Annotated in this window: 25 protein-coding genes and 1 pseudogene; 22 read left to right on the top strand and 4 right to left on the bottom strand. The window is 58.4% G+C overall.

Going from position 1 to position 21,162, the window contains the following annotated elements:
* Positions 1 to 79: 79 nt before the first annotated feature.
* The 8 genes from N8E88_RS14695 (at position 80) to N8E88_RS14730 (ending at position 3,771) form a co-directional block, all read left to right on the top strand.
* A complete protein-coding gene (locus N8E88_RS14695) occupies positions 80 to 352 on the top strand; it encodes a DUF4242 domain-containing protein (RefSeq protein ID WP_262294309.1) in 273 nt (90 codons plus the stop codon).
* A 67-nt stretch (positions 353 to 419) separates the two neighbouring features.
* Positions 420 to 863 (top strand): SRPBCC family protein, encoded by a 444-nt coding sequence (locus N8E88_RS14700; protein ID WP_262294310.1) that lies wholly within the window; start codon positions 420 to 422, stop codon positions 861 to 863.
* Positions 853 to 1,182 (top strand): ArsR/SmtB family transcription factor, encoded by a 330-nt coding sequence (locus N8E88_RS14705; protein WP_262294311.1) that lies wholly within the window; start codon positions 853 to 855, stop codon positions 1,180 to 1,182. The genes N8E88_RS14700 and N8E88_RS14705 overlap by 11 nt, the downstream gene beginning before the upstream one ends.
* Before the next feature lie 82 nt (positions 1,183 to 1,264).
* Positions 1,265 to 1,594 (top strand): ArsR/SmtB family transcription factor, encoded by a 330-nt coding sequence (locus N8E88_RS14710; RefSeq protein ID WP_262294312.1) that lies wholly within the window; start codon positions 1,265 to 1,267, stop codon positions 1,592 to 1,594.
* Positions 1,591 to 2,076: an SRPBCC family protein gene (locus N8E88_RS14715; protein ID WP_262294313.1), complete on the top strand. Its 486-nt coding sequence runs from the start codon at positions 1,591 to 1,593 to the stop codon at positions 2,074 to 2,076. The genes N8E88_RS14710 and N8E88_RS14715 overlap by 4 nt, the downstream gene beginning before the upstream one ends.
* A gap of 53 nt (positions 2,077 to 2,129) precedes the next feature.
* A complete protein-coding gene (locus N8E88_RS14720; protein WP_262294314.1) occupies positions 2,130 to 2,891 on the top strand; it encodes a DUF899 domain-containing protein in 762 nt (253 codons plus the stop codon).
* A gap of 68 nt (positions 2,892 to 2,959) precedes the next feature.
* Entirely contained in the window at positions 2,960 to 3,373 is a 414-nt protein-coding gene (locus N8E88_RS14725; RefSeq protein WP_262294315.1) for a GFA family protein, read from the top strand.
* 104 nt (positions 3,374 to 3,477) lie between these two features.
* The gene (locus N8E88_RS14730) at positions 3,478 to 3,771 is read left to right on the top strand and encodes a GYD domain-containing protein (protein ID WP_262294316.1); all 294 of its coding nucleotides are present in this window, start codon (positions 3,478 to 3,480) and stop codon (positions 3,769 to 3,771) included.
* 18 nt (positions 3,772 to 3,789) lie between these two features.
* On the opposite strand, the gene N8E88_RS14735 is transcribed toward N8E88_RS14730, so the two are convergent.
* The 3 genes from N8E88_RS14735 to N8E88_RS14745 form a co-directional block, all read right to left on the bottom strand.
* Positions 3,790 to 5,058 (bottom strand): DUF2778 domain-containing protein, encoded by a 1,269-nt coding sequence (locus N8E88_RS14735; protein ID WP_262294317.1) that lies wholly within the window; start codon positions 5,056 to 5,058, stop codon positions 3,790 to 3,792.
* 462 nt (positions 5,059 to 5,520) lie between these two features.
* Positions 5,521 to 6,009 (bottom strand): RidA family protein, encoded by a 489-nt coding sequence (locus N8E88_RS14740; protein ID WP_262294318.1) that lies wholly within the window; start codon positions 6,007 to 6,009, stop codon positions 5,521 to 5,523.
* On the bottom strand, positions 6,003 to 6,728 hold the full coding sequence (locus tag N8E88_RS14745; protein WP_262294319.1) for an SDR family NAD(P)-dependent oxidoreductase: 726 nt from the start codon (positions 6,726 to 6,728) through the stop codon (positions 6,003 to 6,005). Before N8E88_RS14745 ends, N8E88_RS14740 begins: the two co-directional genes overlap by 7 nt.
* 123 nt (positions 6,729 to 6,851) lie before the next feature.
* Between N8E88_RS14745 and N8E88_RS14750 the strand changes: the two are divergent.
* The 10 genes and pseudogenes from N8E88_RS14750 to N8E88_RS14795 all read left to right on the top strand — a co-directional run bounded on the left by N8E88_RS14750 (position 6,852) and on the right by N8E88_RS14795 (position 15,514).
* A pseudogene (locus N8E88_RS14750) lies at positions 6,852 to 7,755 on the top strand (LysR substrate-binding domain-containing protein).
* 166 nt (positions 7,756 to 7,921) lie between these two features.
* Positions 7,922 to 8,380, top strand: a complete 459-nt coding sequence (locus N8E88_RS14755) for a (2Fe-2S)-binding protein (RefSeq protein ID WP_262294320.1) — start codon at positions 7,922 to 7,924, stop codon at positions 8,378 to 8,380.
* Between the two features lie 4 nt (positions 8,381 to 8,384).
* Positions 8,385 to 10,541: a xanthine dehydrogenase family protein molybdopterin-binding subunit gene (locus N8E88_RS14760; protein ID WP_262294321.1), complete on the top strand. Its 2,157-nt coding sequence runs from the start codon at positions 8,385 to 8,387 to the stop codon at positions 10,539 to 10,541.
* A gap of 2 nt (positions 10,542 to 10,543) precedes the next feature.
* Complete coding sequence (locus N8E88_RS14765; protein WP_262294322.1) at positions 10,544 to 11,185, top strand: Isoquinoline 1-oxidoreductase subunit; 642 nt, start codon at positions 10,544 to 10,546, stop codon at positions 11,183 to 11,185.
* A gap of 93 nt (positions 11,186 to 11,278) precedes the next feature.
* Positions 11,279 to 11,470, top strand: coding sequence for a hypothetical protein (locus tag N8E88_RS14770; RefSeq protein WP_262294323.1), 192 nt, complete (start codon positions 11,279 to 11,281; stop codon positions 11,468 to 11,470).
* A gap of 126 nt (positions 11,471 to 11,596) precedes the next feature.
* Positions 11,597 to 12,388: a hypothetical protein gene (locus N8E88_RS14775; protein ID WP_262294324.1), complete on the top strand. Its 792-nt coding sequence runs from the start codon at positions 11,597 to 11,599 to the stop codon at positions 12,386 to 12,388.
* Positions 12,389 to 12,537: 149 nt separating this feature from the next.
* The gene (gene sugE / locus N8E88_RS14780; RefSeq protein WP_262294325.1) at positions 12,538 to 12,852 is read left to right on the top strand and encodes a quaternary ammonium compound efflux SMR transporter SugE; all 315 of its coding nucleotides are present in this window, start codon (positions 12,538 to 12,540) and stop codon (positions 12,850 to 12,852) included.
* 227 nt (positions 12,853 to 13,079) lie between these two features.
* Entirely contained in the window at positions 13,080 to 13,850 is a 771-nt protein-coding gene (locus N8E88_RS14785) for a molybdopterin-synthase adenylyltransferase MoeB (RefSeq protein ID WP_262294326.1), read from the top strand.
* A gap of 3 nt (positions 13,851 to 13,853) precedes the next feature.
* Positions 13,854 to 15,110 (top strand): aconitase X, encoded by a 1,257-nt coding sequence (locus N8E88_RS14790; RefSeq protein ID WP_262294327.1) that lies wholly within the window; start codon positions 13,854 to 13,856, stop codon positions 15,108 to 15,110.
* On the top strand, positions 15,107 to 15,514 hold the full coding sequence (locus tag N8E88_RS14795) for an aconitase X swivel domain-containing protein (RefSeq protein ID WP_262294328.1): 408 nt from the start codon (positions 15,107 to 15,109) through the stop codon (positions 15,512 to 15,514). The genes N8E88_RS14790 and N8E88_RS14795 overlap by 4 nt, the downstream gene beginning before the upstream one ends.
* A 208-nt stretch (positions 15,515 to 15,722) precedes the next feature.
* Here N8E88_RS14795 and N8E88_RS14800 read toward each other — a convergent pair whose 3' ends face one another.
* On the bottom strand, positions 15,723 to 16,658 hold the full coding sequence (locus N8E88_RS14800; RefSeq protein ID WP_246410807.1) for a 2-hydroxyacid dehydrogenase: 936 nt from the start codon (positions 16,656 to 16,658) through the stop codon (positions 15,723 to 15,725).
* A gap of 314 nt (positions 16,659 to 16,972) precedes the next feature.
* On the opposite strand from N8E88_RS14800, the gene N8E88_RS14805 reads away from it, so the two are divergent.
* The 4 genes from N8E88_RS14805 (at position 16,973) to N8E88_RS14820 (ending at position 20,928) form a co-directional block, all read left to right on the top strand.
* Positions 16,973 to 17,455 (top strand): SH3 domain-containing protein, encoded by a 483-nt coding sequence (locus N8E88_RS14805; RefSeq protein ID WP_262295483.1) that lies wholly within the window; start codon positions 16,973 to 16,975, stop codon positions 17,453 to 17,455.
* Positions 17,456 to 17,588: 133 nt separating this feature from the next.
* Complete coding sequence (locus N8E88_RS14810) at positions 17,589 to 17,921, top strand: hypothetical protein (RefSeq protein ID WP_262294329.1); 333 nt, start codon at positions 17,589 to 17,591, stop codon at positions 17,919 to 17,921.
* A 142-nt stretch (positions 17,922 to 18,063) separates the two neighbouring features.
* Positions 18,064 to 18,795 carry a TylF/MycF/NovP-related O-methyltransferase gene (locus N8E88_RS14815; protein ID WP_262294330.1) on the top strand — a complete coding sequence of 244 codons (732 nt, stop codon included), beginning with the start codon at positions 18,064 to 18,066 and terminating at the stop codon, positions 18,793 to 18,795.
* Positions 18,796 to 18,912: 117 nt separating this feature from the next.
* A complete protein-coding gene (locus N8E88_RS14820) occupies positions 18,913 to 20,928 on the top strand; it encodes an acyltransferase family protein (RefSeq protein ID WP_262294331.1) in 2,016 nt (671 codons plus the stop codon).
* Positions 20,929 to 21,162: the final 234 nt, after the last annotated feature.

Raw genomic sequence — 21,162 nt, forward strand, 5'->3', positions numbered from 1 at the left:
GCGCAGAATTAGGATCTGGAGCCTAACGCCGCCGCATAAAAACGCGCCGCGCCGGCAAATGGTCGACAAGGAGGATAGAATGCCAAAATTCGTGATCGAACGCGATATGCCAGGTGTCGGCAAGCTGACACAGCCGGAGCTCAAGGGCGCCTCGCAGACATCCTGCGCAGTGCTCCGCGATCTCGGAACAGATATCCAATGGATCCATAGCTATGTTACGGATGACAAGATTTATTGTGTATATCAATCTACAAGTGAGGAACTGATCCGCGAGCACGCCAAAAAGGCTGGCTTCCCGGTGAACAAGATCTCGCAGGTACGCAACATTATCGAGCCGGCCACAGCCGAATAAAACGCAACTTTCCGGTTGCACTTCGCGGCTGATGTTGCATAATTAGGGCAACCAGGAGGTTGCCCTTATGTCTGATCGCATCGAAAAAAGCATTGAGTTGAATGCGCCGGTCGAGCGGGTCTGGCGCGCGCTAACGGATCATATCGAGTTTGGCGAATGGTTTCGCGTCAAGCTCGAGGGTCCGTTTATAGCCGGCGAAGTGGCCAAAGGCCGGATCACCTATCCCGGCTACGAGCATCTCAAGTGGGAGGTGACGGTGAAGACGATGGACGAGCCACGGCTCTTCTCTTTCACGTGGCATCCCTATGCGATAGAGCCCGGTTTCGACTACTCGGCCGAACCCCCGACGCTGGTCGAATTCAAGCTTGCGCCAAAGGGCAAAGGCACAAAGCTGACTATTGTGGAATCTGGCTTTGATAGTCTGCCGCCGCAGCGACGGCCGGATGCCATGCGCATGAATGAAGGTGGCTGGGCAGAGCAAATCAAGAACATCAAAAAGCATGTTGATTGAAACACCCGAGCGCGATACCGCGTCACTTTTTGCAGCCTTGGGCGACCCCACCCGCTTGTCCTTGCTGACGAAGCTCAGTGACGGGCAATCCCGTTCGATTGCCGGACTGTCCGCTGGCACGGACCTCACCCGCCAGGCCGTCACTAAACATCTGCGCGTTCTCGAAGAGGCGGGGCTCGTCATCAGCAGCAAGGTTGGGCGGGAAAGCCAGTTCGCTTTCCGGCCCGAGCCCATTGACGATATCCGAGCCTATCTCGACAGTGTCTCGCAACAATGGGACGATGCCCTTTCGCGTCTGAGAACTTTTGTGAAAAGGTAAGTGTTTACTTACCTAGCTTACACGATCAAATACATGAATCATTAGTATTGACTAATCAATTAGCATCTACTAATGTATCTTCATGATTGAAGTTACCGCCATCGACGCTGTTCTGCGCACGCTTGCTGACCCCACCCGACGAGCCATATTCGAGCGCGTCGCCAGTTCCAACGAGATTACCGTGGTCGAGCTGACGCGGGGTAGCGGCGTGACACAGGGCGCGATTTCCCAACATCTCAAGTCCTTGAAGCAGGCCGGTTTGGTCACTGAGCGTCCCGAGGGTCGCAACGTTTATTATCGCGCGGAGCCCGAAGGCCTTGCACCGCTGGCCGACTGGATGAGTCATTACGCCGTCTTCTGGCGCGAGCGCTTTGCAAATCTCAAAACACTCCTGAAGGAGATCGATCCATGAAAGACGCCGCATTGAAGCCCGATACACAAGACATCGTGGTTGAAGAGATCTTGCCGCATGCGCCGGAGACGATCTGGAAAGCGCTGACAACGGGCGAGTTGATTGCGCGCTGGCTAGGGATGCCGACAAGCGGTTTCGAGCCCGCCGTCGGCAAGCGCTTCACATTCAAGACGACGCCGGCCGGCGCGTGGGATGGTCTCATTCAATGCGAGGTATTGGAGGCGGTGCCGAATGAACGGCTCGTTTATTCCTGGCAAGGCGGACATGAGGGAAATGTCGGCTATGGCTCGCGGTTGGAAACTGTGGTCACGTGGGTCCTTTCCAAGGCTGAAAAAGGCACCCGCCTTCGCCTTGTTCATTCAGGCTTCGTGCTGCCGCGCAACGATACTGCCTTCAGGAATATGGGCGCAGGCTGGAAGAAGGTCGTTCCAGGCATCGGCGCCATCGCAGCGGAACACGCCTCGTCCAAAAAGCGCAATTGACGCAACGATCGGTTGCATCAGACGTTGGAAAGGCATCTCAACAGGAGGTAGCTATGAAGAATCCGGTCGTTTCACGCGATGAGTGGCTTGCAGCCCGGCTTGCGCTGCTAGATGAGGAGAAGCAGCTGACGCGCCGCAGTGACGAGATCGCACGGCGAAGGCAGGCTTTGCCATGGGTCAGGATCGACAAAGAGTATCAATTCGATACAGACGAAGGCCGTGCGTCGCTTGCAGATCTATTTAAAGGGCGCTCGCAACTGATCATCTATCACTTCATGTTCGGGCCCGACTACAAGGCGGGGTGTCCTTCTTGTTCGGCGATCGCCGATGGCTTCAACGGCTCCGTTGTTCACCTCGCCAATCACGATGTAACGCTTGCCGCCGTGTCGCGGGCGCCGCTTGCCAAGTTGCAGGCATTCAAACAGCGTATGGGGTGGACTTTCCCCTGGGCGTCTTCATTCGGCAGCGACTTCAATCCGGATTTCCACGTCACGTTCACCGAAGAGCAACAGCGCAAAGGCACCATCGAATACAACTACGTGCGTGAAGAGCCAGCGCCATCCGGCGACGATGGCTCTGACGGGGACGACATATTCGCAACCATGGCCGGAACAGATACGGCTACTTACGCACGCGAGAGACCGGGCATAAGTGCATTCGTGCTCGAAGACGGCGTCGTCTATCACACCTATTCCGCCTATGCGCGCGGGGTCGACGGCATCTGGGCCATGTATCAATGGCTCGACCGCGCACCCAAGGGACGAAACGAAAAAGGCGACGTCTGGTGGCGCCGCCACGACGAATACAACAACTGAGCAAAGTTCGTGCTTGTGGCGGTAGCGCGGGCACGGCCGATCCCAGAAATTCATCAAAGGAGATTAGAATGAGCGAGGCCTACACGGGCGGATGCGCTTGCGGCGCGATCCGTTATCAAATTTCCGCCGAACCGGTTGTCATGCTCGATTGCCAGTGCCGCCAATGCCAGCGGGAAAGCGGTACAGGCCACGCCTCCCATCTGACATTCCCGCGGGCCGGGGTAAAGGTTGAAGGCGAAGCGACGTTCTGGGACGCGACTGGCGACGACGGAACTGTAAAAAGCCGCGCATTCTGCCCCACCTGCGGATCGCCGGTCTATATGATTTTTCCAGATATGCCGGACTACTTCGTCGTGCGAGCCGGTAGCCTCGACGATCCTCGCCGGTACAAGCCACAAATGGTTTCCTGGGCCTCCGCCGGGCACGCATGGGACCACCTCGACCCGACCCTGCCGAAATTCGACAAGATGCCGCCGACGTAACGGTTTGATTGTTGGCCAGCGGCAACAGGCGTATAGTCGCTTAAGGCGGAGGGCGGATCATTTCGCGGCCTCCGGCGCGAGCCGGACCGCGTGGGAGGTTTGCCATGACCACTTACGTGATGTTGATCAACTGGACCGAGCTCGGCGTGAAGAATATACGCGATTCGCCGGCAAGGCTCGATGCAGCCAGAAAGCTGCTCGGCGAGATGGGCGGTTCCCTCAAGGAATTCTACCTCACCATGGGCGAATACGACATGGTTGTGGTCGGCGAGGCGTCCGATGATGCGGTCATGGCGCGGTTTGCTCTTTCCCTTGGCATGAAAGGCAATGTGCGCACGAAGACCCTGAAGGCCTTCCCCGAAGCAGCCTATCGCGAGATCATCGCCTCGCTCGGCTAGATAGGGAATGCACGTCAGTTATCTGGAGGCGATACGCGACGACCCGCCCGGCATGCGGGCGACGACGACGAGCTGCGTGATCTCGCCCCGTTTGAAGGCGGCGAGAAAGCGGCGGTAGTCCTTGATCGACACGCAGCCATTGGAATCACCGCGCGGCCCGAGCATATAAGTATGCGCCAGAAGCCCGTCGCGCCCGAAGATCTTGCCCGGTTCGACAGGGTTGAGCCTGATTGCCTGGACACCGTGGAAGAGCTTCTCGCGCATTGTCAGATTATAGGTATGCGGCGGCGTGGCGCCGCGCATCCTCTTGTGCACATAACGCGGATTGTCGAGCATCGGTCCCAGCCCCGAATGCGCTTCGAGGCGTTCGCCATTCGGTAGGTAGACGGTTTTCGCCTCGATACTGTAGACCGCCGTGCGGCTGCGTGAAGCAAAAAGCGGCGCAGGCCTGTAACTCGGCGCATTATCCTGAATAGCATTGTCCTGCGGCGCATAGGCCAGCATTTGCGGGGCGGCTCGCTTCAAGGCTTTCGTCGAAGGCAAGTCCACCTCGCCCGCGGGTCGGCGCGGCCTTATCCCCGGCAGCGGCACCGCAGCCAGGTCATCCTCGGCGGCGGGGTCCTCCTCGGCGAGCACCAGGCTGAACGGCCCCTGCGCCGAGGTCCCGACCGGCGGCGGCGCGTCCTGCAAGGCAGCCACAGCAATTGCAGGCGCTGGAGCGGAAGGCGCAGCCACAGGCGGCGCCGCGTCAAAAGCGGTGTAGGTCTGGATCGAAGCGACCTGCATCGTATCGATACCGGAAGCGCGGGCGCCAAAGGCATCTTCGGCCAAAGGCCCGGCCCGCACCACATCAAAACGCGCACCGAATGACTCGGCTGCCAATGGATGATGCATGGCCGCCACCACCTTGGGCTTTGGCTGCGCGATGACGCTGATCTCTCCGGTCGGCAAGATCACCGAGCCTTCGTCCATGGTGCTGACCTGCCAGGCCGTGTGTTTCAGCTCCGGCACTCGTGGAAACTTCGAGGGTTTGGGCAATGTAACCAAGGGGCTGACGAGCGCGATCGAAGGCGCAGAAAACGCCCGCTCTGCCTGGTTGAAGGCGCCGCTACCCGCGGCATGGGAGCCGAAAGCGCCTTGCATGGTGGCCACCGCGGCAATCGCCCCGAGAGAAGCCACGACACTGACGCCCGCAAGCAAGCCAGCGGACAGCAACCGTCGGCCACCAAAACGGCCCCTCTCGCCAGAAGGCGCAAAGCCCTTGGCGGATCTGACTGCAAACCCCATGATACACGCAACCCACGCTTGGACACCAACGCGTCAGCCTGCGCAAAACCCTATTCCCGTGGCGAAACTGAGGCCACAAGACGTAAAACCTGGCTCACGCCGTCATGCTGACTTTATGGACAATGAAGAATGTTGGTTACCAACCCGTTTATGCGGCGACGAATGTTTGAATGAATTTTGGCACGGAGAGCAGCGAGGCAAGTGCTATTCCTCTCCGTCCTCCATGAAGCCTCGAACTCTCCGTCATCCTCGGGCTTGACCCAAGGACCCACGGCTGAGGAGCGCAAACATCTCCGATGCCCGAACTCGATCCAGCTGGCTCGGAATGGATGTCCGTCATTGAGCAAGAATTTAGCTGGAATGTGTCGGGAGCACTGAAGCAACAGTTCTTCCTTGCCGTGGGTCCTCGGGTCAAGCCCGAGGATGACGGAAAGGTTGGGGCTTTTCGGGGACACACCCCATTCAAGCCTCGACTTCAACGACGAGTTCAATCTCGATCGGCAGGCCAAGCGGCAGGCTTGCTACGCCGAGCACGACGCGGCCGGAAAGCTTATTTTCTCCGAAGACCCGGAGCAGCATCTCGGACGCTCCGTCCGCGACTTTCGGATGATCTCTGAAATCACCGTCGGTCGCGATGTAGACGCCAAGCTTTGCGACGGCCTTGACCTTGTCGAGCGAGCCAAGATGTTCGCGGACGGCCGACAGTGCGCTCAGCGTCGCCACTTCCGCGGCCTTGCGGCCGTCCTCGGCGGTGAGTTCACCGCCGACGCGTCCGATGAACTGGGGCTTGCGGTCGATGACCGGCAGCATCCCGCTGAAGAAGACGAGGTTGCCGATCGTCACGGCTTCCACGTAAGCGCCAAACGGGGTTGGCGGCGGTGGAAGCGTGATGCCCATTTCCTGCAGCCGCTGTTCTGCACCGGCTGCCGATTCTTTCGTGTGGTTTACCATTTGCCCAGATGTGCGCCGCCATCAACGTGCAGCACCTCCCCGGTTATGTGCGGGGCTTCCGTCAGGAAGACGACTGCATCGACGATTTCCTTTACGGTGGAAATGCTTGCCATGGGCGACAATGTCCGCAGGAACTCCTTCGGATTGTCCTTGTGCAACGGCGTGTCGACCACGCCGGGAGCGACAGTGTTAACCCGGATACCATCGCTTGCATATTCCATCGCGATGTTCTTGGAGATCGCGTCGATGCCGCCCTTGGTCATCATGGGGACCGAGGCGGAAAGGCCGGCGATCGGATGATCGATCAATGGCGTGGTGATGCTGACGATGCTGCCGCCGGACTTCTGCGCCAGCATTTGCCTTACGGCCCGCTGGGTCAGGTGGATGAAGCCTTCGAGATTGGTCGAGGACAGCTTCCTGAAATCGTCCATCGTATAGTCGATGAACGGCTTGGTGTAGAAGATGCCGGCATTGTTGACGAGGGCATCGATCGAGCCGAACCGGCTGATTGCGGTTTCCGCAACTTGCCTTGCCGTTTCGGGATCGCCGATGTCACCATCGACGACAGCGATCTGGTCAGAAGCCCGGAAGGCATCTGACGACGTTACCTGGCGGGAAGTCGCGACGACGTTGTAGCCGCGCTCGGCAAAGGCGTTGACGATGCCTGCTCCGATACCCTGGGAGGCTCCCGTGACGATGACGGTTTTAGGTATTGGCATTTTAATCTCCATCGGTTGAAGCGCAGCAGTTGCGCTTGTTGCCGATGAATATGGCCGAGACCCCATTGCGCGATTAGATGGAAATATCTGGAATCTATTTTCCACTTATGCAAAAATCTTGTCATGACGGATTTGAACGATATCGCGGTTTTCGTGAAGGTTGCGCAATTCGAGAGCTTCAGCCGCGCGGCCCGCTCGCTCGGGATGCCGGTATCGACCGTCAGTCGCAAGGTCTCCGCGCTCGAAGACCAGCTCGGGGTCACCTTGATCCAGCGCACAACCCGCAAGCTGACGCTTACGCTGCAGGGCCGTGCCTACTACAATCAGTGCAGCGAACCTCTCAGCGACTTGTTCGATGCCGAGCAGGTTCTGACCCAGACGCAGAAGCAACCGGAAGGCCTGCTGGAGAATCTCGGTGCCTGTGCTCATGGGGCAGGAACCATTCTATGAATTTCTCTCCGCCTTCCTGAAAAGACATCCGCGCATCGCGGTCGATCTCTTCATCACAAATCTCTTCGTCGATCTTATTGCAGAGAATGTCGACATCGGCATTCGCTTCGGAGAGTTGCGCGATTCAACCATCGTCACGCAAAGGATCGGCAAAAGCGTCCGCTATGTCGTCGCGGCGCCGGACTATCTCGAAGGCCGGACGGCTCCGGAAAAACCGGAGGATTTGAAGGACCATCGGTGCATCCTGCTCAACGGCCGCAACAATGAGGCGGAATGGCATCTGGTCAACGGACGCAAATCGCTCAAGCAGCATGTGTCAGGGCCGCTGTCGAGCAGGGATTTTCAGTCGGTGGCCGCGTTCACCTATCGCGGCCACGGGATCGGCCTTTTGCCGTCGACCTATTGCGACGAACAGATAAAACGCGGAGAACTCATCCGCGTGCTGCCGGACTGGTCATCGCCGGAAATCTTCGTGCATGCCGTCTATCCTACCCGCCGGTACCTGCCGGCAAAGCTGCTGGTCTTTCTTGATGAACTGAAGGCGTGGAAGAGCCCCTTATGGATTCCATTACGCTGACAGCAACGTAGTTTGGCCAGTAGCATACATCGAACTACTTAGAGAAACCGACCACGCAAAGTAAAAACGCGGGCATCCGTGCTCAAAGCTTGCCGTTTTGAACTATCTCGGCTACTTTTAATAACTGCTGCAAGTTAGTCGGGGACGGCTGTCAGCCGGGTTTCACATGTCACATAATCTTATGGTCAATGGCAATGACTATGCCGTCGATGTGGATGACGACATTCCGCTTCTATGGGTTCTTCGCGACACCATAGGTCTTACGGGCACAAAATTTGGCTGTGGTATTGCCATGTGCGGTGCCTGCACCGTGCATGTGGATGGCGTGCCGGTGCGGTCGTGCGTCATGCCCGTCGCAGAGGCGGTAGGCAAGCCTGTCACCACGATCGAGGCAATTGGCGATACCGCCGAAGGCGCGCGGATACAGAAGGCCTGGCTGGATATCGATGTCGTCCAGTGTGGTTACTGTCAGTCCGGACAGATCATGTCCGCAACCGCGCTGCTCGCTGCCAATCCATCGCCGACCGACGATGATATTGATGCGGTCATGGCGGGAAACATCTGTCGATGCGGCACGTATCCGCGCATTCGGGCGGCCATCAAGCAGGCGGCGAAGGCGGGGTGATACGATGTCCATTCATGACAAAGTCAAACTTTCCGTTTCGCGCCGCCACTTTCTGATCGGCGCATCGCTGACAGGAGCTGGCCTCGTTTTCGGATTGCGGCCGTCGACCTCTTCAGCTGCCGCAGCCGGGTTTGATCCTAACCCCTTCATTCGCATTCCTGAGGATGGCAAAATTGTCCTCATCATGCCAGCCGCAGAGATGGGGCAAGGCATCTATACGTCGATCGCGATGCTGCTCGCCGAAGAACTGGAAGTCCCCCTTGACCAGGTAGTGCTGGAGCATGCACCCGCCGATCCTGCCCGTTACGCAAACCCGTTGCTGGGGGACCAGATCACCGGCGGTTCACTCTCCATTCGCGGTGTTTACGAGCAGATGCGCAAGGCCGGTGCCAGCGCCCGTATGGTACTGATCAACACCGCAGCGCGAGGCTGGGACGTTGCGCCAGATACGTGCACGGCCGAGGCCGGGGAGGTCGTTCATGCCGCAAGCGGACGCACCGCGGCCTATGGCAGCCTTATTCGGGCCGCTGCTGCCGAGACCATTCCACAGGACGTGCCACTGAAACCTGCGTCGAGCTTCAAGGTTATCGGCCAGGCCATCCGGCGCCTTGATAGCCCGCAGAAAGTGAACGGTACTGCAAAATTCGGCATCGACGCCCGTCCGGAAGGCGTGTCCTACGCGGCAATCGCGATTTGTCCGCACTTCGGCGGCAAGCTGCGTTCCGTCGATGACAAGCCGGCAATGGCGGTCAAGGGTGTCAAGCAGGTGGTCCGCATCGAGGACGCGGTTGCAGTCGTGGCCGACAATACCGGCGCCGCCCGCAAGGGGCTTGCGGCGCTTTCCATCGAGTGGGATCCGGGTCCGAGCGGCGATCTCACCTCGGCCGAACTTGAGAAGAGCATCGAGGATGCGACGAACGGCGGCAACGCCCTGCCTCATATAAAGGAAGGCGATGTCGTCAAGGCCGAGGCCGAACACGGGCCCGTCCATGAATTCCTCTACCGCATGCCGATCCTCACGCATTCGGCAATGGAGCCGATGAACTGCACACTTCACGTTCGCAAGGACAGCTGCGACGTGTGGACCGGCACCCAAGTTGCGGGTCGTGCGCGGCAGGCCGTAGCGGACGTCACCGATCTCCCCGTGGACAAGGTCCTTGTTCATAACCAGCTTCTCGGTGGCGGCTTCGGCCGCAGGCTCGATGTCGACGGCGTCATTCTGGCGGCGAAGATTGCGAAACAGGTGGATGGCCCGGTGAAGGTCACCTGGAGCCGCGAGGAGGACATCCGCCATGACTGTTATCGCTATCTGAATTACAGCAAGGTCAGCGCGACGCTCGGTCCGGACGGCATGCCCGTCTCGTGGCGGCATCGCGTGATCGGTCCCGCCGTCATGGCACGCTGGCTGCCGGCCTTTACCAAAGATGGTATCGACCTTGACATCATGGGTGGTGCAGAGTCGGCCTACGCGATCCCGAACAAATTTACCGAGTTTGTGCGCCATGAGGCTCCGGACGGAATGTTGACGGGCAACTGGCGCGGCGTCGGCGCCACGCGCAACATCTTTCCGATCGAAGGCAGCATCGACGAACTGGCCAGCGCCGCGAAGATCGATCCGCTCGAGTATCGCAAGCGCCTGCTTCAGCATAAGCCGCGTCTCCTTGCTGCTCTTGATCTGGCTGCAGAAAAGGCGGGCTGGTCAAATGCCCTGCCTAAAGGCAAAGGAAGGGGCATTGCCCTTTCGGAGGATTTCGGCAGCTTTGCCGCAATGATCTCTGAAGTCAGCGTCGGGGACGACGGAAAACCCAAGGTCGAGCGCATCGTCTGTGCGGTCGACTGTGGCCAGGTCGTCAATCCGGACACGGTGGACGCCCAGATATTGAGCGGCATCGTCTATGGCCTCAGTGCTGCACTCTACGGACGCCTGACGGTCCAGAACGGTGCCGTTGTCGAGAGCAACTTCGACGACTCCCCCGTGTTGCGCATAAATGAGACGCCGAAGATCGAGGTCTACATCGTTCCAAGTTCGGAGGCGCCAGGCGGCATAGGCGAGGTCGGCACGCCGGGCGTTGCTCCGTCGCTGTACAATGCGATCTTTGCAGCGACGGGCAAGCGGTTGCGGTCGCTGCCGATCGACCAGCACGAATTCCAGAGGGTGTGACGATGGCCATGCGTTTTGCCGCTATCGCAATCGCATCCGTTCTCGCGACAGCCGGAACATATGTCGTCATGGGATCCTTGCAAGGCAACGCCGAGACATCCGCTGGCGGCGCGCTCAAGGCCGTCGCCGACTTCGATGTGATCACAGACACCAGCGCGCGCTCGAAGGCCATCTTCGAAGAGGCAAGCCGCGTCCTGACGCATCCGCGCTGCATCAACTGTCATCCGGCGACCCGCAGCCCGACACAAGGGGAAGACAAGCACCCGCATGTGCCGTTGATGATCGCCAGCAACAGCTCAACGGGTCCGCTGGGTCTTGCATGCAGCACCTGCCATGGCGCCGAAAATCGTTCGATCGTCGGAAGCCGCATGAAATCCATCCCGGGTAACGCCCACTGGCAATTGGCCCCGGCCAGCATGGCCTGGCAAGGGCTGACGGTCAGCGAAATATGCCAGCAGGTCAAGGACACGAGCCGCAACGGCAATCGCTCCCACGAGGCTCTCATAAAGCATATGGGCGAGGACCACCTGGTCGGCTGGGCCTGGCACCCGGGCGATGGACGAACCGCCCCGCCCGGATCGCAGGAGACATTTGCAGCGCTGATCGCCGCGTGGGTCAAGACCGGAGCCGGCTGTCCCGACTGATGGACCAGGCCACCCAACAAAACTGTGATTTTGCCGAAATGCAATTAGCGGTTACGCTGACTGCGCATCACAGAAAAGCTCAGGAGATAGACGATGAAGACAATCCTCGTACTTGCCGCTGCTTTCGGTCTTACCGTATCGGCCGCCTCGGCCGATTGTGCGGGACATAATAGTGCCTCCGTCGATAAAGAAACGACGACGGCAAGCATTTCGCAAGACCAGACACCCATTCCGGCTGAGAACCAATCAGTCAAACAGGAAAAGCCCCAACAGGAAGCCGAATAGCTCGAGCTTTCAGGGGATGTGACCTATCGGGCGCGATCTGGCTGGTTGCTTAGATCGTGCGGGTGATGTTGTGCCGATAACTCCGGCCGCAGCGGGAATTCTACCCATCGTGGACTGTGTCTGGCTTTGTTTTCTGACATGCTTCACTTTATCTATGAGGGTCTAGTTGCACTTGAAAAACGGAAATTTTCAGTTGCGTTTGCACTCTTGCGAAAGCCATTCAAAGAGGGAATGTTGCTAGCGGCACAGGTATGTGCGGACGAAGTGAGCTTCTTTGATACAATGAAGTTGGATGCAAAGAGTCTATTGAGTCGTAAGGCACTAGATGAGACGAGAATAAAGACTCTTCTCGAGCTAACACTGAAGGCTTGCCACGCCACCAGTTTCTTGAGCTCCGACGTGATCTATAACACTGTTTTCAACCGCAAAAATGATGCTGGCCTCGCTCAACTTTTCGACAAAGCGACACACTTTGTAACGGAATTCAGTCAAATTCGAACCGAGAACTACAACATCAATTTCATTTTTAAGAATCCAGAGGATAACGATGTCTATGAGACCATCTATCCAGAGCTTGCGAGGCTGCTCCTCTTTCTCAACATGATGCAGATTGAGCTGTACACCAGGATGCGGGCGCCGAAGAAGAATTATCGGAATTGGATCCTCTTCACTTCGATCGGCTCATATGAAGCTCTTTACGCAAAAGGGCGGCGCTCTAAAATGACGGCCTTTGTTAATTCGCATTTCGGTGACTTTCTGATCTGCCCGCACTGCGCAGCGAATATTCGGGTTAAGAAGGCGGATGCTCCCCGACTATTTATTGGTGAGACCTTAGATTGTAACAACTGTCGAATGGCACACCATTTTCCATTCGGTTGGTTGCTCTCAAAGATTGATATGGCAATGTTCGATAATTGAACCTAACCCTCAAAATTACTCATCCACTCGCCTCCTTGCCAATTCCTCCCCTGATCCTTACATAAATCCTTGGAGGACGGCCTCCACGCTTCCCAAGCGTATCCAGACAAATCCGGGACGGCCCGATCGAACATTAAAGGATGGTCGTCATGGCCTGGATTATTCTCATCTTGGCTGGTCTCTTTGAAATCGGCTGGGCCATCGGGCTCAAATATACCGATGGGTTTACCCGTATCACCCCCACCATTCTCACCGCCGGCAGCATGGTCATCAGCGTCGTTCTGCTTGGCCTTGCCTTGCGCGATCTGCCGGTCGGCAGCGCCTATGCGGTGTGGACCGGCATCGGCACTGTCGGTACGGCGCTGCTCGGCATGTATATCTTCGGCGAACCGGCAACGGTTGTGCGCCTCGTCTGCATCGGGCTGATCGTTGCGGGTATCGGCGGGCTGAAATTTCTTGCCTAGTACCACTTATCTCCCCCCTTGCGGGGGCCGAAGGCGGGCGAGACCCGTGGCTCGCCCCGGTAGCGATTTCAGCATCTTAGCTTCTTTAGCTAAGTGCTAGAAATCGCAAGAGAGGGGATTTGCAATAATTATGCTACCCCCTCACTTGGATTTTCTAAGGATTTAGCAAACAGGCTAAATCCAAGAAAATCCTTTCTCTCCCACAGGGGGAGAGATAAAACAGCACCATGACCGAACAGCAGATCACGCCCCTCACCTCTTCCGAAATCGAGCGCTATGCCCGCCATATCATCCTTGGCGAGGTGGGCGGGCCCGGTCAGCAAAAGCTGAAACGCGCCCGCGTGCTTGTCGTTGGCGCCGGCGGGCTCGGTGCGCCTGTGCTGCAATATCTGGCGGCGTCGGGCGTCGGCACGCTCGGCATTGTCGATGACGACCGCGTGTCGCTGTCGAATTTGCAGCGGCAGATCATCCATTCCACCGAGCTTGTCGGCTCACCCAAGGTGGAGAGCGCGGCGCGCGCCATCGGCGCGATCAACCCGCATGTGACCGTCGAAGCGCATGAGCTGCGCATCGCGCCGGACAATGTGGCCGATCTCGTCAGCCGCTATCACATCATCGTCGATGGCTCGGATAATTTCGATACGCGCTATATGCTGGCCGATACGTGCCTCGAACAGAAGCGGCCGCTGGTTTCGGCGGCGCTCGGGCGCTTCGACGGCTCGGTGACGACGCTGCTGCCTTACGCGGCAAATGCGGCGGGCGAGCCGAACCCATCCTACCGCGATCTCTTCCCCAATCCGCCACCGCCGGGGCTGCTTCCCGCCTGCGCCGAGGCCGGTGTGCTCGGCGTCCTGCCCGGCGTCATCGGTACCCTGCAGGCGACCGAGGTGATCAAGCTCATCACCGGCATCGGCGAACCGCTCATCGGGCGGCTGCTGCTTTATGATGCGCTGACCTCGCGCTTCGAAACGATCAAGTACAAAGCGCGCAAGGCCTGAGCGATGGCGCTCGCGCTTTCCGCCGAACAGCAGGCGATTGCCAATGGTGTGCGCGGCGAAGGTGCCGCGATGGCCATGCGCATCGTCGCCGCCACTGCGCGGCTGATGGGGGCGCCATCCCTCATCCCGATCGCCTCGGCGCATATCGACGGCGCGCTTTATCACGGCGATAGCGGTACGCTGTTTGCGGAAAAGCTGGCCCTCGGCGGCGGCAAGGTTGCGGTGCGCGCAACGCTGAATGTCGGCTCGCTCGATCTGACCGGTTGCTCGAAGAACCGCCTGCCGGATCATGAGCGCGGCATGGCGCGGCGGATGATGGATGCCTATCGCACGCTCGGCTGCGAGCCAAGCTGGACCTGCGCGCCCTATCAGGCCGGGCACCGTCCGGCGCTAGGCAGCGACGTCGCCTGGGGCGAGAGCAATGCGGTGGTTTTCTGCAATTCCGTGCTCGGCGCGCGCACCAACCGCTATGGCGATTTTCTCGATATCGCCTGCGCCATATCCGGCTTTGCGCCCTATTACGGCCTGCACCGGCCGGAAAACCGTCGCGCCACGCTGGTTTTCGATGTGTCCGGGCTGAATCCGGCATTCCTCGGCTCGGAGGTCGCGTGGCCGATCCTCGGCAGTCTATATGGCCGCGAGATCGGCGATGCGGTCGGCATCGTTGCGGGTATAGCCGCCCACCCCGGCGAGGATGCGCTGAAGGCATTCGGCGCGGCATCCGCTTCGGCGGGCGCCGTCGGCCTGTTCCATGTGGCGGGCGTGACGCCGGAAGCGCCGGACCTTGCAACGGCCCTGCATCACCAGCCGCCCGAGACCGTGATCAAAGTCACCGCCGAAATGATCGCGGATTCGCGCCGCCGCCTCTCCACCGCGCTTGACATGGACCGTATCGACGCCGTCGCCATTGGCAGCCCGCATCTGTCGACCGCGGAGTTCGACCGGCTGGAAGCATTGATCGGCAAGCGTAAGCTCAAGGTTACACTCTACGCCTGCACCGGCCGCCATACACTTGCCGCTCTGGCGTCGAGTGGCCGCCGCGCGGCCTTGGAAGCGGCCGGCGTCGTCATCGTCGCCGACACCTGCGTCGTGGTCACACCGATCCTCCCGGATATCGAAGGTGCGGTGCTGATGACCAATTCCGGCAAATTCGCCCACTACGCGCCGGGCAATACCGGCTATGGCGTCATCTATGGCTCCATGGCCGAATGCGTGGAAAGCGCCGTGCTCGGCCGCCCGGTATTTGAGGGCGCGGCATGAAGGCCGAAGTCCTTGTCGCGGGCCAGCCTGCCGAAGCGCCTGCCCTTGTGCTCACCGCGCCGATCAGCTTCTGGGGCGGCGTCAATCCGAAGACCGGGCTGATTGCGGATGTGCGCCATCCGCAGCATGGCGTTTCGATCAGCGGCAAGGTGCTTTGCCTGCCCGGCACCATCGGCTCGTCCTCGGCTGCCGCCGTGCTGCTGGAGCTGGTCAGCGCAGGCCTCGCACCCGCCGCACTCGTCCTGCACGAGCCCGACGCGATCCTGCTGCTCGGTCTCATCGTTGCGCAGGAGATGGGCCATTTAACTCCGATGGCGCTGAGATTGGATCGCGCTGAATTTGGGGAGTTCGTGGATACAAAGCTAGCAATTGGTACCGACGGGACGGTTCTTATTACCCGATGAGAAGCCTCCACCTCTCCGTCATCCTCGGGCTTGACCCGAGGACCCATGACTTAGAGGGTGAAAGCACATCACGATACTGGACGATGCAGTGATTGGTTTTGGCTCGATGTTCTTTGGCCGTGGGTCCTCGGGTCAAGCCCGAGGATGACGGAGATGGAGGTGTTCGCCATCCGAGAAAACCGCATCAGATGGCCGTCAGGGTGGATTGTCACCGGTCTCGGGGCAGGACCCGGTCCGGCGGGCGATGCCCATCGATGAAGGCGCGGATGTTGATGATTACCTTCTCGCCCATGTCGATGCGGCCTTCGAGCGTTGCCGAACCCATATGCGGCAAGATCACGACCTTGCCTTGCCTTGCAAGCTTGCGGAGCTTGGAGTTGACCGCGGGCTCGTGCTCGAACACGTCGAGCGCCGCGCCCGAAAGTTTGCCGTGCTCGAGCTGCTCGATCAGCGCGTGCTCATCGATGATCTGACCGCGCGCGGTGTTGACGACAAATGCCGTCGGCTGCATCAGCGCGATGCGCCGGGCGGAGAGGAGATGGAAGGTCGCGGGTGTCGAAGGACAATTGACCGAAATGATATCCATGCGGGCCAGCATCTGATCGAGGCTCTCCCAATAGGTCGCCTCAAGTTCGTCTTCGGTCTTCGGGCTCACGGGCTTGCGGTTGTGATAATGGATCGACAGGCCAAACGCCTTGGCTCTGCGCGCTACGGCGGTGCCGATCCGGCCCATGCCGACAATGCCGAGGCGCTTGCCCCAGATGCGGCGGCCGAGCATCCACGTCGGGCCCCAACCTTCCCATTTGCCATCGTCGAGCAGGATCGAGGCCCCCTCGACCAGACGCCGCGGAACGGCCAGCATCAAGGCCATGGTCATGTCCGCCGTATCTTCCGTTAGTACATTGGGTGTGTTGGTAACGGTAATGCCGTGTTTGGCGGCGGCCACGACGTCGATATTGTCGGTGCCATTGCCGAAATTGGCGATGAGCTTGAGATTGGGACCGGCCGCGCTGATAATTTCTTCGGTGATATGGTCGGTAATGGTCGGCACAAGGACATTGGCGTGGCTGACAGCCTCGATGAGTTCCGCTCTCGTCAGCCGCCGGTCATCGACATTAAGCCGCGCCTCGAAGAGTTCGCGCATGCGCGTCTCGACGGAATCCGGCAATTTGCGGGTGATGACGACCAGAGGCTTCTTGCTCACCAATATTCCCTTCCCAATTCGCGACGCATTGAGACCTCTTTAACCAAGTCATTGCAAACTGCAATTGCTCGTGGCGTTCTGCACCTGTCTATCAAGGCGGCGTACAGAAGACAAAGAAAAATAGGGATCGTTCTCGATTCGGCCGCAATTTGGCGGTTGCAAACCCGGGACGATGAAGGACCGACTTGTTGAATATTCGAAGTTTTCGCCTTTTTTTCTTTGCGGCTGCGATCGTTCTGGCACTTCCGCTCGGCATGCCGGCGCTGGCGCGAGCCGTCGCTGCGGCTCAGATAGGCCCGAGCGGCCTGCCGCTGCCGCGTTTCGTCAGCCTGAAGCCCGGGCGCGTCAATTTGCGCGTCGGGCCGGGCCGCGATTATGCGGTGACCTGGCTGTTTCTCAAATCCGGCCTCCCGGTCGAGATCGTGCAGGAATATGATAATTGGCGGCGCATCAGGGATTCGGAGGGCACCGAGGGCTGGGTCTATCAATCGCTGCTGTCCGGAAAGCGCACGGCAATGACCGCGCCCTGGCAGCGCGACAAGGATGGCGTCATGCTGAACGTTTATCGCAACGCCGACGATACAGCGAGCGTCGTCGCCAAGGTGCAGCCCGGCGTTCTCGGGAGCCTCAAGGCCTGCAATGGAGAATATTGCCGCGTCGTATTCAGCGGCGCCAGCGGCTGGATGCGCCAGTCGGACATCTGGGGCGCCTATCCGGACGAGAAATTCGACGACTGATTTTCGGATTTCGTCGGCGTGCTGCCCGTTCGAATCCGATAGCGGCGAAAAACGAAGGATGCATTCAGCGTAATCCTCACGGTAACGAAGTTCCTGTAACGTCACTCGCTGTCCACTCTTTCTGGGGGTTTACGTGACTTTTGCCGCCTCTCTCCAACTTGCCCTCTCAACGGCCACCTTCCTGCTTGCCGCAACTTGCGCGAAATATTGGGCACTCGGTCCGAGTACCCTGAAACTCGTACTGACAATTGCTTTGTACTCGGTGGGCAATCTGATCATGTTGCGTCTCGTACGCGAGGTTGGAATGTCTTCGGCGTTCAGCCTTTCAGCTGTAATCCAGCTCATTGCAGTCAACGTGATTGCCCTGACATATTTTGGCGAGAAACTGACCATCATCCAGTCGTCCGGAATGGTATTGGCTATTCTCGCCGTCATTCTGATAACCTTTGGATCGGCTTCGGAATAGCTGCTGGCCCGTGCCGCATCGCCGTTCTCGCTGACAAGTTCTCCGGCCTGCCATGCTATGACCACAACCTGTTGGTTCAACTGCACGGGTTGCATAACGGCACAGACGATTCAAAGATGGGCACACCCCGAAGGAGAACGTAATGGCTACAATGCATGCTATCGTCGGGCGTGCTCGCCGCGTGGTTGACGAATCCCTTTTGAGTACCACGGCGCGATCGGTCCGGCGGGATCGACTTACATATCTGTCCCCGCGCAAGCTGAGGCGTCTTGAAGCCGCCTTGAACGAGATCAAACGGCGGCAGGTATCGGGTGATGTGGCGGAGTTCGGCGTTGCCCTTGGCGGAAGCGCGATTGTTCTCGCCAGGACGGCAACGAGCCAAGGGCGGTGTTTCCACGGCTTCGACGTTTTCAGCATGATCCCTCCTCCCACTTCGGAAAAGGACGATGTGAAATCGAAGGACCGCTACCAAAAGATCGCGAGCGGAAAGTCTTCGGGGCTCGGCGGCGACGAGTATTACGGATATCGCGACAATCTCTATGACGACGTCTGCCGGTCATTCAGGAAGTATGGCCTCACTATCGACAATTCCAGCGTTGGTTTGCACAAAGGCTTGTTTGAGAACACGCTGCCCAACGCCAAAATGGAGCGGCTTGCCTTCGCCCATATCGATTGCGACTGGTACGATCCGGTCATGTATTGCCTCAATAAGGTCGCCGACCGGCTGAGCCCGAATGGCGTCGTTTTGATCGACGACTATCACGACTACGGCGGATGCCGCACCGCAACGGATGAATTCCTGCGCCAGCGCGCGGATTTCACCTTTGAAGACGGGGAAAACGTCATACTTCGCCGGACAGGCACACTCGCCTGACCATCCAATCCAGCCGGGACAGAATATTGCGTCGCACCAAAATTGTTGCAACGCGTCAAAATATACCTATGCTGCCCGGCAGGAGATTTCCCGAAACTGGGAGTATTCGACAAGCTCATGAGCGCCGTCACCGCATCAAAATCGTTCCGCCCTGACATTGAAGGGCTACGTGCCCTGGCAGTTTCTGGAGTGATCGCCTTCCACTTCGGCTACACCGGCCTGCCCGGCGGTTTTGTCGGTGTGGACATCTTCTTCGTCATATCCGGCTATCTCATTACCCAGCATCTTCAGCAGGAAATCGCCAAGCACGGCACGGTCAACCTTTGGACGTTCTATGCGCGGCGGGCACGCCGTCTGCTTCCAGCCTCGCTTTTCGTCATTCTCGTTACCCTTGTCGCTGGATATTTTATCCTCGCGCCGTCCGAGCAGCAGCTTTACTCCAAGGGAGCACTGTTCGCCTCGACGTATATAATCAACCTGTGGCTTATCCGCTGGTCTCTCGACTATTTCGCTGTCGACGCCACGAATAACCCGTTCATTCATTTCTGGTCGCTGTCAGTCGAGGAACAGTTCTACCTCGCCTGGCCCGCGCTTCTTCTACTATTTACACGGATGCGTCCGGGTAAACATGGTGTGTTCCTGCTGATGGCAGCCGTAGCCGCCATTTCGTTTGCGCTTTGCGCGTGGCTGACCACCGTTTCGCAGCCTTGGGCGTTCTATTTTTCACCTCTACGGGCTTGGGAATTTGCGCTCGGGGGCCTTGCCTCTATGGCGTTGTTGAACAATTGGGCCAAGCGGTTTGCCTATTCGCCGGCGATGGGCTGGATTGGCCTTGCATTGATCGCCATAGCGTATTTGCGCGTATCCGAGCAGGATGCCTTTCCAGGCTTTATTGCCTTGGTCCCTGCCCTAGGAACTGTGATGGTGCTGCTCAGCGGCGTGCATCTGAGTAGCTATGGACCGAGGGCCCTTCTCGCGATCAAGCCCGCCCAGTGGATTGGAAAGCTGTCTTATTCGCTCTACCTCTGGCATTGGCCGGTCATCGTTTATGCGGCGATGCTGGTACCTGATCTGACCAGCGTACAACGTATCCTGCTTATGCTGCTGACCCTTGCATTGTCGATTTTCAGCTATCGCTTCGTTGAAAATCCGATACGCCGGAATGCATGGCTTATGGTCAGCACGCGCCGGTCCCTCGCCTTCGCCGCGCTGCTGACAATGACGGGCGTGACAGTTGGCTACGCGAGCGCCACACTCGCAAAACGCAATCTAAGTCCGCAGCAGGAAATGATCCTTGAAACGGCAGAACGGCCCTCCACCGTGCGGGCAACAGACAAGAGCTGCGTGCTGGATCTCGAAACGGTCAAACCGAAACCCTGCGTGTTCGGCTCGGCATCCTCGAATACAAAAGTCGTTCTTTTCGGCGATTCCCATGCCGATCATTGGTCGACACCGCTCGTCGATATTGCAAAGAAGGATAATATCCGTCTCGTCACTTACCTGAAATCATCGTGCCGGGCGACCCGCATCACGACGCGCGACTCGAAACTGCGGAGAGATTACACGGAGTGCAATGACTGGCGAGAGCTTGCGATCAAGGAAATTATCGCGATGAAACCGCAGACGGTCATTATCTCACAACTTTCCATAAGCCATCTGACGGATGAAATCGGCGATCCTTCAGAATATTCGGCACGCAAAAAAGAATGGGCTGACGGGATCAGATCAACGGTCGAGGTGCTGAGCAATGCCGGAATAAAGGTCGTTTTCCTGCGCGATGTGCCCACCCACACCTCCTATCTCGACAAATGCGTGGCGCGTGCTCTCTGGCAGGGAAGAGACCCATCCGTGTGTGATACACCGCGCGCTGCAGCCGCTGATGACAGTGATGCCGAAACGGAAAAGGGGATCATTTCGGGCATCAAGAATGCACGATACATCGATATGACGGAGTTCTTCTGCAGCAATACAATCTGTCATGCCATGATCGATGGCAAGTTGACATTCCGTGATCGTCATCACATCGCCACCCCTTACGCTGAATCTCTGGCTGCACCACTTGAACGCGCGATCTTCAAACAGACGATAGCAGGTTCTGTGAAATCCGAACCTGTCAGCGAGAAAAACCTGTAAACCGAATGGGGTTGTTGCGGCTGCGTTGATTTCCGCCGCCAACAGGTGTCGAGAGAGACGTGGCTAGGCCCCTATCAGCACACGGGGGCTTTACGGTCAATATGACCGGAAGGGTCCTAAATCCGCTACGGGGCCCCAAAATCGCCAATTAACCAAAAGAATGATACATCTCGTGCCGCCCGCTCGGAGAGATTGCATTTGAACACGTTTATTCGTTATAAGTCATTGTTTTCA

The organism is Phyllobacterium zundukense (genome assembly GCF_025452195.1).
Lineage (GTDB): Bacteria > Pseudomonadota > Alphaproteobacteria > Rhizobiales > Rhizobiaceae > Phyllobacterium > Phyllobacterium zundukense_A.